Origin of the sequence: Lysinibacillus sp. NPDC047702 (assembly GCF_050272555.1) — a bacterium.
In the GTDB taxonomy this organism is placed as follows: domain Bacteria; phylum Bacillota; class Bacilli; order Bacillales_A; family Planococcaceae; genus Lysinibacillus.
Genome location: NZ_JBNNMG010000027.1, coordinates 1 through 11,986, shown reverse-complemented (window position 1 = coordinate 11,986; position 11,986 = coordinate 1). Strand labels below are relative to the sequence as shown.

Genomic DNA, 11,986 nt, shown 5'->3' with positions numbered 1-11,986 from the left:
AATACATACTTTGCAATGATTAAAGAACAATAGACAATAGTCATACGACACTCTAGTAGAAATAGATAATTATAGATATAATAGTAATATAAGGTAATTAAGAGAGGGAGAAAAGGGTGAATACTGATGATGAAATATTTGGAACCGACAGCCATGCTAAATTTTCAAGACGAAGCTCTCCAGCAACTAGTTAAACAAAGAGGATGGAGTGACTTAGCCTATGAGGATCGAATTAAAGAAATTTATGATTTTGTAAGAAACGAAATTAAGTTTGGCTATAATCGGACAGATGATATTCCCGCTTCTGAAGTATTACGTGATGGATATGGGCAATGTAATACAAAAAGTACACTTTTAATGGCTTTCCTTAGAGCAGTTGGAATTCCTTGTAGAATACATGGATTCCTGATTGATAAAAAAATGCAAAAGGGAGCTTTGACTGGCATCACTTATCTATTAGCACCAAGTAAAATTGTTCACGCGTGGACGGAGGTTCAATTACATGATGACTGGATTGTGCTAGAAGGGGTGATTATAGATGATTCCTATTTAAAGCAAGTGAAAAATCGACTATGTAGCTTTAATGAAGGATTTATCGGTTATGGAATTTCAGTTAAGGATAAAGATAATATAAATCTCTGCTGGACTGGTGAAAGTGTATATGTCCAAAGCTTTTCTATAACAGATGATTTAGGAATATTTGATAATCCAGATGATTTATTTAAGAAATATAATAATACGGATAGTAAGCTGAAAGAGATGTTGTTTAATAAAAAAAGAAAGAAAATAAATAAAAAGTTAGATATGTTGAGGGATCAGTGAAAAGGATAAACTCGCTTTCAATTCGAAGCGAGTTTATCCTTTTCATGTTTTAAATATCAATATTTAATAGCTGCTCACGAGCTACACTAGTGAGAGTCATATCATTAATACAAGCTTGAAATTTGTGGTAGTATATTTTTTCTAGAATATGACAGTATGGAATAGCTCCACCATTACGAATGATGTCCATTAAATTTGCTTTTTCAGATTCTGTTAAATGCATATATTGGGTTTTGCTGTGATAGTAATTTTTAATCGGTTGAAAATTACTATCCTCTATGTACAAATAGTAGAGGATAGGTAAAGTGACCTTTTTAATATGTAAATCATTTATAGTATGATCTGTTAAAACATCATGTACATCGTTACGAATTTGAGCTACTATGCCTAAATAATTTGCATATGTTTTAATCGTTTGCAATGTTTCTGATAGAACATTCCCAGCTCCTAAAATACAAGCAAGTTGCATAAGAGAGCCAGATTTTAGGCTAACCATTTCCAAATATTCAGATTCATTAGAAATACGGTTATGCATATCCTTTTGTTGTCCATTGATTGACTTGAGTAGTAATAGTTGAATTTGTTGACTGATAAAATTTTTAGCTTCATCACTACAATTTAATAGTGTAACTTTATGGAGGGAGGTTAGTAAAAACCCGATAATAATATTTAAATTTTCCCCTAAATTAACGTTTGACCAAGGATAAATCAATACATCCTCGTCCTGTATATCATCTAATATATCTGCTGCTAATATGATGAATTCTACAATGACTTGTAATTCTCTTTTTTCTTCTAAATTCTGTTGCTCTCTAAAGATGGAATAATGAAGTTCAGTTAATAGGGCAAAATTTAAACTTTGTTGAAATTTAAAATTTACATAGCTTTGAGCAAGCTGTTGCAAATAGACATCGGAAAATGACTTTTCAATTATTTGATTTGCTAATGTGATTAATTCTTCCTGTAAATTCATGTCCTGATATGCCTTCAATATAATCCCTCCATCTCTTGAAAGTCATTATTAAAATTGAGCACGACTATTATTTAAAATTTTTGCAACTGCCTCAGAACGAGAATTTACACATAACCTTTTATATATTTTAGTTAAATTGTATTCAACGGCACGAATGCTCATAAAAAGTTCATCTGCAATTTCTTTATTGCTGGATCCTTTGGCTAAACTCTCTAAAATTTCCATCTCCTTTTGTGAAAATTCTTGTTGTTGCTCAGCGACTAATAAACCTTGGGATATGTTAGATGGTAACGAACGTATTAACATTTCCCTTGGAATCATTACGTAACCATTTAGTACAGCTTGTATATTTATCACTAATTCCTGATAGGATGCAGATTTGCTTATAATACCGCAAATTCCCAACTCGATTAGAGTGTTCAACTGACAGGAATAATCAAATCCTGTATAAAGTATGATTTTAGCATCCGAATGAGTAAGTAAGATTTTTTTTGATAATTCGATGCCAGAGCAGTTAGGCATATTAATATCCAATAAATAAAGATCAAATGATTTTTTCTTTATGTCTTGTATGACCTGCTGCCAATTTGATAGATAAGTGATATGATAATCAGTTACTTCCTCTAGTATATTTTTAGTACCGAGACCAACCATTGGATGGTCGTCTACAATTAATAGCTGAATCAATGTTCTCACCTCGGAATTGTTATTAAAATTTGTAATCCTTGAGTAAGTTCTGTAATAAATTCAATTTCTCCATCTAAAATATGAATACGTTCTTTTATACCTATTAATCCAATATGATCCTCATTATACTGCTCACTTATATTGTCCATCCCTACACCATCATCCTTATAATCTAAGTAAATATAATGATCATCCTCCCACATTTCTATGGATACTAATGTGGCATCAGAATGCTTTTCAGCATTGGTCAGCAGTTCTTGAAGTACACGGTAGATAGAAATTGTTAAATTATGATTGTTCGCGTAATTAGAAAGTAGAAATTCATACCGTAGACTAAAACTAGCTTTCGCTTGTTTCTTTTTACAAAGATCCTCTAAAGATGCAGTAAAATTAGTATTTAGCAAAAAGTTGGGACGTAACTCACTACAGGTGTCTCTAATTTGTTTAATAACATCCAATAAACCGTTCTTGATTTTATTTAATGTTTCTAAGTCTTCCTTCTGTAAAGTGTTTGAATTTTGTATAAGAAGATTTAATTTCTGATACCAAATTGTTTGATCTTGTAAAGCAGAATCATGTAAATCTGAAGCCAATCGTTTACGTTCCTGTTCACTTAATTGCAATAAAAATCGAGTAAGGGTGTTTGATGATTGTTGATTGGTTGTGTCTCTATTTTCGATAGTTGCAATAATATTTTTTACTATATTTAAATTTTCATAGACTAATCTTACATATTTAACAATATTTATTAACCACATTTTTTCATGCAAATTGAACGTAGTATTATTTCTTTTTTTGCTAATCCAAATATACGTACCTATGTGATGATGTTCATAAAGCTGAATTCCAAGATAATTAGGATGGTCAATTAATATATCTGTATGATTGTTTTTGAGCTTAAGTTTAATAGAATCTGCAAGTATGCTTTCTGTATTATTTTGGGTGAAATCAAAGCATTGGTACTCGGTGGTTTCATAATTTATTCTTATCAATAGTAGAATTTGAGGATCTAATGTCTCTTTGATTTGATGCAGTAATAAATCTTCTAAATCATCTTCTTTCATAACAGAAGCTAGTTTTTGTGAAAATTCATTTAAATTTTTAGAAAAAAAGGACTGATGATAATGTAAACTATCTTTTAATTGAAAATCTAATTTTTCTTTTAGAAATAATGTCACAATATTGATGGTAAGAATAGCTAGAAATAAAATTATAAAATATAAAATAATATTTCTAGAGTAGAATCTTTCACTGATAATGAAAATTGTCAAGATAAGAGTGGGGATAAAAGTTAAAAATACATAATATGGAATTTGTTTTAATATAAAATTAATATCTATTAAGCGATTAGTCAACACAATATAAGTGTAACCAATAGGAATAATAAATAACGTAAAAGCTGCAAGATCATCTTGTATATAAGGTAGTCTAAAGATAAATGGAACTGCATGTAAAAAAATAAAAGGTACAAATGCACAAACATGAATTAATATTAACCATTTTAAAAATACCTCATGATGAGAACCTTTAGTTGTTAAATAAAAATAAATTAGTAGCAAAATTGAAAAACAAATATTGAAACAGAAGTAGCTTATAACAAGAATGGTGTTGAAAGCATCTAAATTATTAATGAAGAAAAGAGTTAATAATTTTGAAATAATAATAGCCAAACAGATAAACCCATTTATTTTATAAAAAATATGCCATTTGATTTTAATACCCTTTTCTAACAACAGCACTCGAATGAAATGTGTCAGAAAAAGAGAGCCTAAGGGAAAAAATACACTAATAATAATACTGGAAACAATATCTCCTCTTCCAGATTCTGTCGAGGCAAAAAAACTAAGAGACACTGATAATAGAAATCCAGTTAAATAAAAAGCAACTTTACTATTTTGTTGATAGATAAAAAGAGTCAGAATGAATACTGTTAAGGAAAATATGCTAGGAATGATAATTTCCTGAAAGGTGTCTTTAACAGAATCAGGTGGTGCTTGTATGTACTGTATTTCATTGTTTCTTATAATTTTTATAGAGGAACCATGAACAAAGCAATTATTATGTTTGAGATGATTATTGATCGTAGTCATATTGATCTCATCTACCTCTAAGATAGTATCACCGATAGCGAGATTTGAATAGCGAGCCCAGCCATCGTTATCATAGATATTGGATATGATGATTTGGCCATTTTTATTATACTGTACATCTATACCTATATATGGTTTCAACATAGTGAATATTAAAAAGAAGTGGGCTAATAAAAATATTAATTGTAAAAATAGAATTTTTCTTTTATTACTCTTCATATAACCCTCCCCAAATAAAAAATTTGCGGTTATTACAAATAGATTTGCGGTTAATACACACTCCCTTTATATTATTATAACTGTAAACAAATTGAAAGGAAGGGAATACTATGATAATGAATATGGTTCATACATTACTTTCAAATTCTAATAAAGGTGAAATTGATTTACAACAATTACAGATAACGGGTGATCTTTCAGCTACTGAGCTAAATATTATCCAAGAGGCAGTACAGAATACTGATAAATCAGATGTAATCCAAAAATCATCAACATGGCTTCCTCGATAAAAAATGCTTCTTCTTTCCTTCAACAAAAAAACTAAATGGTCAAGGGATTCTTTGTGAACACTACTAAGTTAAATGAAGGTGATTTCCGTTCCAGGCTACTCGCTTTGCCGCTGACGCTTCGCTTTCGCGCAGAGCAAGGCTTCCTGTGGGCGAGCGACGAGCCGCTTCCTGCGCTAACGCTCCGTGCAGGGTCTCGTCTGTCTCGCTATCCCACGGGAGTCGAGTAGCCTTGCACTCCAATCAGCAATAGTGTAGAACTTTAAATATTTTCTTCCTTCAAAAGAAAAGTAAAGTAAAAGCATGTTACTCACCATCATTAAATGGATAGAATAGTGGCACAATTCTATAATTGTTGTCCTGCATTTTATGGTTAAAACCACATTGTCACTTTACATAAAGCTACTTGTTGCTGTCGCTCTGTTTTCGCATAAGTAAAATGTTATATAAAATCTCCATTTTACCGCAAAATAGTGATGGTTAAGACTTCAATTAATCACTATACATTTATGTGAAATGCCAATGAAAATACTATGAGCGATGGTTGATTGGAGTGTAGACTGCGTGACTCCTCGGGGATTCAGCGTCACAGATGAGACCCTGGAGCGAGCAAATTAGGGGAACGAAGGCTAAAACCGTCACGTCCTGTGATAACGCCTTCGTGACCAACCTCCTGTTGCCCCAAGCGGCTCATCGGACGCCCCCAGGAAAGCACTCAGTCGGAACGGAGATCAACCCCTCGTTTTGAAAAAGGGCTATACTTTTTAAATTGTCACCTTGATTTCATTGACATAATAGTATTTCAACAACATGAAAAAAAGTGATGAAAAACAATTTTGTTTTTCATCACTTTTTATAATCTATCGAATACTCATTTTAAATTCTAAAAATAATTCATTGTATTTGCCTAAGTAATCAGGACCTAAGTTTTTATATACTTCTAATGTTTCTCGTTGCTCTTCAGAAGGATAATAGCGTTCATCAGATACAACTTCCTTATCCATTAAATCCATTGCTGCAATGTTAGGGGTAGAGTAGCCAACATAATCAGCGTTTTGGGCACCTGACTCAGCTTTTAGCATAAAATTAATAAAGGCATGAGCACCCTCAATATTTTTAGATGTTTTTGGGATGACCATATTATCAAACCATAAGTTTGAGCCTTCCTCTGGTACTGCAAAGTCTAGCTCTTCATTTTCTGACATCATGTCTGCTGCCTGCCCAGACCAAGTGAGGGCTACAGTTGCCTCGTTATTGATCATTAACGGCGTAATTTCATCACCAATGATGGCTTTAACATTTGGGGCAAGTGTGATTAATTTGTCTGTAGCTTCACGTAGTTCATGATTATCCAATGAATTCAGCGAATGTCCTAGGCTATTTAAGCCCATCCCGATTACCTCACGAGCACCATCTACTAAAAAGACTTTTCGTTTTAATGAAGGGTCCCACAAATCATCCCATGAAGAGAAATCTAAATCACCAACAAGGTTTGGATTATAGACAATACCTACTGTTCCCCAGAAGTAAGGGACTGAATATTTATTGTCATCATCAAATGGTAAATCTAGAAAATATGGATCAATATTTTTTAAATTAGGGATTTTTGTTTTATCTAAAGGAATTAATAAATTTTCTTCCTTCATTTTTTCAATCATATATTCAGAAGGTACAGCAATATCATAAGCTGTTCCACCCTGTTGAATTTTTGTCATCATGGCTTCATTGGAGTCAAACGTCTCATAAATTACATGAATACCTGTTTCTTTTTCAAATTGCTTTAGCAAATCAGGATCTATATATTCTCCCCAGTTAAAGATCGTTAACGTGTTTTTCCCGCTTTTTCCACCACCAGCACTCAAGGCATCAGCAGCGTAGAATAATAGGGCGGACACGACAAGTATCGCAATTGTAGCTTGAATTAATTGCTTCATTGTTGTCCCTCCGTTCTTTTACTAGCTCGACTTGTGATGAAGTAATAGCTGACTACGACAATCACCGTAACGAAGAATACTAAGCCAGAAATAGCATTTACCGTTAAGGAAATTCCAGCACGTGCCATAGAGTAAATTTCCACAGATAATGTACTGAAGCCATTGCCAGTTACGAAAAAGGTAACCGCAAAGTCATCTAAGGAATACGTAAGGGCAAGGAAGAACCCTGCAAAGATCCCAGGCTGAATATACGGTAAAATGACACGCATCATCACATCTTTTTTGGATGCGCCTAAATCTAATGCAGCATCAATTAATGATGTATTCATTTCTAACAGCTTTGGTAAAACCATCAGTACAACAATTGGTACACTAAAAGCTACGTGTGCTAATAAAACAGAAGCAAAGCCTAATTTAATACCAACCATCGTGAACAAAATTAAAAAGCTCGCACCAATAATAACATCAGGACTGACAATCAATACATTGTTTAAGGAAAGTAATGTATTACGCATTTTTGCATCTTTCACTGTTACAATACCAATTGCACCTAATGTACCGATAATTGTTGAAATTAAAGCGGAAAGCAGTGCTACGATGACCGTATTAATTAAAATAACCAGCAGACGGGAGTCCTCAAATACAGCTTTATAATGTTCAAGCGTAAAGGATTCAAAATTATTCATGGAGCCGCCACTGTTAAAAGAATAAAAAATTAAATAAAAGATAGGTGCATACAAAACGATAAAAACAAGAGCTAAATACACCTTTGCGGAAGCTGATAATTTATTCATCGTACGCTGCCCCCTTTATCCTTTTGTCCTGTAATCAGCATAATAATGACCATGAATAAAATTAGGAATACAGCGATAGTCGAGCCCATTCCCCAGTTTTGAGTCACTAAGAACTGTTGTTCAATAGCTGTGCCAAGTGTAATCACGCGGTTTCCAGCAATTAAGCGTGTAATCATAAATAGAGATAATGCAGGAATAAATACAACCTGTATTCCCGATTTAACGCCATCCATAGTCAAAGGCAGTACAACACGACGGAATGTCGTAAAGGCAGATGCACCCAAATCACGTGCTGCATAGATAAGAGTAGGGTTTAAACGATCTAAAGAATTAAAGATAGGTAAGATCATAAAAGGTATAAAAATATACACTGATACAAATACAAAGCTAATATCTGTAAATAGCATTTGCTTTGGATCAAAGCCAAATACTTCAATAAATGCATTTAATGGACCGTACAAGCCAAAAATACCGATAAAAGCATACGTTTTTAACAAAAGATTAATCCAAGAAGGAATAATAATTAGTAGTAGCCAAAGCTGCTTATACTTAGTTTTTGTTAAAAAATAGGCTGTTGGATACGAAACTAGTAACGTAAAGAAAGTAATTAAAAACGCATACCAGAACGAGCTTAAGGTCATTTTTAAATAAACGGAAGTAAAGAATGCTTTATAGTTATCAAACGTGAAATTGCCATGTATATCTAGTAGGGAATAGTATACGACCAGTGCAATTGGTGCAATAACGAAAAATGCAATCCATAAAACGTATGGAAATAAGGCAGATTTCGATGTTTTAGCTTGCATCGTCTTCATCTCCATAAGCTTCTAAACGTTTGTCAAACTCTTCTTCGGTTTCATTTAAACGCATAACATGAATAGCCTCTGGATCAAAATCTAAGCCAATTTCTGTCCCTACCTCAGCTTTTTTCAAAGAATGGACAAGCCACTCATTGCCATCTTTATCATATGTGGATAATTCATAATGCACACCACGGAATAATTGCGTATCAACTTTTACGATAAGTTTACCTTTATCAATAGTTGTCATTTCTAAATCCTCTGGACGAATAACAATATCGACTTTTTCATTTGGTTTCATCCCTTGGTCAACACATTCGAACATTTTGCCAGCAAACTCTACTTTGAAATCCTCAACCATTACACCAGGTACAATATTTGATTCTCCTATAAAGTCAGCTACGAAGCGGTTAATGGGCTCATCATAAATATCAACAGGAGTACCTGATTGTTGAATTTGGCCTTCACTTAGTACAAATATTTCATCACTCATAGCAAGTGCTTCTTCTTGATCGTGTGTCACGAAGACAAACGTTTTGCCAAGACGTTGCTGTAATTCTCGAAGCTCATATTGCATCTCAGTACGTAGCTTTAAATCTAACGCTGAAAGAGGTTCATCTAATAAGATTACTTCTGGATCATTTACGATCGCACGAGCAATTGCTACACGCTGACGCTGACCACCTGACATTTCAGAAATTTCACGGCTTCCGTACCCAGCAAGATTGACAAATTTTAATGCTTCAGCCACACGTTCCTTAATTTCGTTTTCAGGCAGCTTTTTAATACGTAGTCCAAATGCGACATTTTCAAAGACATTTAAATGAGGAAACAATGCATAATCCTGAAAGACTGTGTTTACTTGACGTTCATTTGCTGGCACTGAGTTGATTTTCTTATCGTGAAAATAAACATCTCCTGTAGATGGTTCAGTGAAGCCTGCGATAATTCGTAAAATAGTTGTTTTACCACAACCAGAGGGACCCAATAATGTGTAAAATTTCCCTTTTTCTAGCTCTAGATTAATGTTTTTTAAAACGATCGTGCCGTCATTATAAGACTTTGAAACATTTTCAAAGCGGATAATTGAATTCGTTGTCATAGATGCGCCTCCTTAGCTATAAGTATGAATCCGTAGCGACAAGCAAAATCTTTGTTTCAGCATCATGTGCATTAAAAATTTGATGATGATCTGTCGCATCAAAATAGAGAGCGTTACCTTCACTAGCTATATACTGTTCATTCCCCAAAACGAGACGAATACGACCTTTCACTACATAAATAAAGGTTTCGGAGAGTGAGGGTTCAAATTGTTTAAATTCACCTTCAGCAGCAAGAGTTAGGAAAATAGGCTCCATTTCTTTTTCATTTGATGTTGGAATAAGCCATTGAATTTCATATTTTTTTTCTTCATCCGTATAGGTGGATTGATCTTCCTCTGTATAAACAACCTTTTGTTCAGGTGATTCATCATCAAAAAATTCCTTAGGTGTTGACCCTAACACTTCTAATATCGAAAAGAGTGTTTCTATAGAAGGTGAATTTAAATCACGTTCTAATTGGGAAATATAACCTTTACTTAAATCTGTACGTTCTCCAAGCTCCTCTTGGGTAAGACCTTTTTTTAAACGAAGCGCTTTAATTTTTGCTCCTATTTGCATCTTTTCCCTCCTAGAAGAAGTTTAGCAATCATAAACTTTTGAAATATGAAGTTTACTTTAACAAAACTTTTAGTTTACTAAAACCATTACAATTATACATAAAAATTTTAGATATGCAATCGTTTTTAGTGAAAAAAAAGAAGAAAAAATTTTTAGAAATTTAACATAAATCGCAAGAAGAAAAAGTTTGTTTATTCTAGAATAAAATTGTTAAAAATAGCTAATAAATAGGCTGTAGCCGCTATTCCATTTCGGGATTTGACAAAAATTTGTCAGATAATTTGAAACATGTCCCTTAACGAAGTTTACTTGTTTGAAAAACTACGATTACTCTGCTATCGTAGAAGACGAGTTCGCTAGTGCGAATGGAATATATACACTACATATTTAATCGGAGGGATTTATTATGGCAGAACGCATGGTAGGTAAACAAGCACCTGACTTTACAATGGAAGCAGTACTTCCAGACAAATCTTTTGGCAAAGTATCATTAGAAGACATTAAAGCACAAGACAAATGGACTGTTCTTTTCTTCTACCCAATGGACTTCACTTTTGTATGCCCAACTGAAATCACTGCAATGAGCGATCGTTACGACGAGTTCGAGGACTTAGATGCAGAAGTAATTGGTGTGTCTACGGATACAATTCACACACACTTAGCATGGATCAACACAGACCGCACTCAAAATGGTCTTGGTGAATTAAAATATCCATTAGCTGCTGATACAAACCACCAAATTTCTAAAGATTATGGTGTATTAATTGAAGAAGAAGGTATCGCACTACGCGGTTTATTCATCATCAACCCAGAAGGCGAATTAAAATACCAAACAATTTTCGATAACAACATCGGCCGTGATGTAGATGAAACTTTACGTGTACTTCAAGCATTACAAACTGGTGGTCTTTGCCCAGCAAACTGGCGTCCAGGTCAAGCAACTCTATAATAAAATAGAGTTGAGTCATTATTTAACAAAAAAAGAGTCCCCACGACATGCTTGTGGGGACTTTTAAGTGAATTGGTGAATGTTAATTTACTTTACCTCGGATTGTAATAGATTTTGGGAAGAGTTTTCGACCATAATCTAAAACATTTAAAACAAATGATATATTAGAGGAGGATTTTTATGAAACTTCGTGAACAAATGCCTGAATTAGTTGGCGCAACGACTTGGTTAAATGGAGAAGTAACAAAAGCAGAATTAGTAGGCAAAAAACCAACATTAATCCATTTCTGGTCAGTGAGCTGTCATTTATGTAAAGAGGCTATGCCAGATGTTAATAATTTCCGTGATCAATATAAAGATGAGCTAAATGTTGTAGCAGTACATATGCCGCGTTCTGAAGCAGATACTGATTTAGAGACAATTAAAGCAGTAGCGGCTGAGCATGACATTGTGCAACCAATCTTTGTGGATAGTGAAATGAAGTTAACAGATGCTTTTGAAAACCAATATGTGCCTGCATATTTTGTGTTTGATAAAGATGGTCAGCTGCGTCATATGCAAGCTGGTGGCAGCGGTATGAAAATGCTAGAAAAACGTGTAAATCGTGTATTAGATGAAATGCGAAATGCTGAATAAGAGCATGATGAAAAGACGAGAATAATTTAGATTCTCGTCTTTTCATGTTGTTGAAATACTATTATGTCAATGAAATCAAGGTGACAAATTAAAAAGTATAGCCCTTTTTCAAAACGAGGGGTTGATCTCCGTTC

General features: G+C 33.7%; 12 protein-coding genes. 4 read left to right on the top strand and 8 right to left on the bottom strand.

What is annotated here, in order from left to right:
- The first annotated feature begins 126 nt into the window (after positions 1 to 126).
- Positions 127 to 822, top strand: coding sequence for a transglutaminase-like domain-containing protein (locus tag ACQKIM_RS14085; RefSeq protein WP_427544921.1), 696 nt, complete (start codon positions 127 to 129; stop codon positions 820 to 822).
- A 49-nt stretch (positions 823 to 871) separates the two neighbouring features.
- Here the strand turns inward: ACQKIM_RS14085 and ACQKIM_RS14080 are convergent, their stop codons facing one another.
- From ACQKIM_RS14080 to ACQKIM_RS14070, 3 genes are read right to left on the bottom strand one after another with little or no spacing between them, the layout of a single operon-like run.
- Positions 872 to 1,813 carry a polyprenyl synthetase family protein gene (locus ACQKIM_RS14080; protein WP_427544919.1) on the bottom strand — a complete coding sequence of 314 codons (942 nt, stop codon included), beginning with the start codon at positions 1,811 to 1,813 and terminating at the stop codon, positions 872 to 874.
- Between the two features lie 30 nt (positions 1,814 to 1,843).
- Positions 1,844 to 2,482: a response regulator gene (locus tag ACQKIM_RS14075; protein WP_427544917.1), complete on the bottom strand. Its 639-nt coding sequence runs from the start codon at positions 2,480 to 2,482 to the stop codon at positions 1,844 to 1,846.
- Positions 2,483 to 2,487: 5 nt separating this feature from the next.
- Positions 2,488 to 4,791 (bottom strand): sensor histidine kinase, encoded by a 2,304-nt coding sequence (locus ACQKIM_RS14070; protein ID WP_427544915.1) that lies wholly within the window; start codon positions 4,789 to 4,791, stop codon positions 2,488 to 2,490.
- 110 nt (positions 4,792 to 4,901) lie between these two features.
- On the opposite strand from ACQKIM_RS14070, the gene ACQKIM_RS14065 reads away from it, so the two are divergent.
- Positions 4,902 to 5,081: a hypothetical protein gene (locus ACQKIM_RS14065; protein ID WP_427544913.1), complete on the top strand. Its 180-nt coding sequence runs from the start codon at positions 4,902 to 4,904 to the stop codon at positions 5,079 to 5,081.
- An 857-nt stretch (positions 5,082 to 5,938) separates the two neighbouring features.
- Here ACQKIM_RS14065 and ACQKIM_RS14060 read toward each other — a convergent pair.
- Genes ACQKIM_RS14060 through ACQKIM_RS14040 form a run of 5 tightly spaced genes read right to left on the bottom strand, consistent with a single transcriptional unit; the run spans position 5,939 to position 10,267 of the window.
- A complete protein-coding gene (locus tag ACQKIM_RS14060; RefSeq protein WP_427544911.1) occupies positions 5,939 to 7,012 on the bottom strand; it encodes an ABC transporter substrate-binding protein in 1,074 nt (357 codons plus the stop codon).
- The gene (locus ACQKIM_RS14055; RefSeq protein ID WP_427544909.1) at positions 7,009 to 7,806 is read right to left on the bottom strand and encodes an ABC transporter permease; all 798 of its coding nucleotides are present in this window, start codon (positions 7,804 to 7,806) and stop codon (positions 7,009 to 7,011) included. Before ACQKIM_RS14055 ends, ACQKIM_RS14060 begins: the two co-directional genes overlap by 4 nt.
- A complete protein-coding gene (locus tag ACQKIM_RS14050) occupies positions 7,803 to 8,612 on the bottom strand; it encodes an ABC transporter permease (RefSeq protein WP_427544906.1) in 810 nt (269 codons plus the stop codon). The genes ACQKIM_RS14055 and ACQKIM_RS14050 overlap by 4 nt, the downstream gene beginning before the upstream one ends.
- Positions 8,602 to 9,708, bottom strand: a complete 1,107-nt coding sequence (locus ACQKIM_RS14045) for an ABC transporter ATP-binding protein (protein ID WP_427544904.1) — start codon at positions 9,706 to 9,708, stop codon at positions 8,602 to 8,604. Before ACQKIM_RS14045 ends, ACQKIM_RS14050 begins: the two co-directional genes overlap by 11 nt.
- A gap of 16 nt (positions 9,709 to 9,724) precedes the next feature.
- On the bottom strand, positions 9,725 to 10,267 hold the full coding sequence (locus ACQKIM_RS14040) for a helix-turn-helix domain-containing protein (RefSeq protein ID WP_427544902.1): 543 nt from the start codon (positions 10,265 to 10,267) through the stop codon (positions 9,725 to 9,727).
- A gap of 406 nt (positions 10,268 to 10,673) precedes the next feature.
- On the opposite strand from ACQKIM_RS14040, the gene ACQKIM_RS14035 reads away from it, so the two are divergent.
- Positions 10,674 to 11,216, top strand: coding sequence for a peroxiredoxin (locus ACQKIM_RS14035; RefSeq protein ID WP_427544900.1), 543 nt, complete (start codon positions 10,674 to 10,676; stop codon positions 11,214 to 11,216).
- A gap of 180 nt (positions 11,217 to 11,396) precedes the next feature.
- Positions 11,397 to 11,852, top strand: a complete 456-nt coding sequence (locus ACQKIM_RS14030) for a TlpA family protein disulfide reductase (protein WP_427544898.1) — start codon at positions 11,397 to 11,399, stop codon at positions 11,850 to 11,852.
- The last annotated feature ends 134 nt before the right edge of the window (positions 11,853 to 11,986 follow it).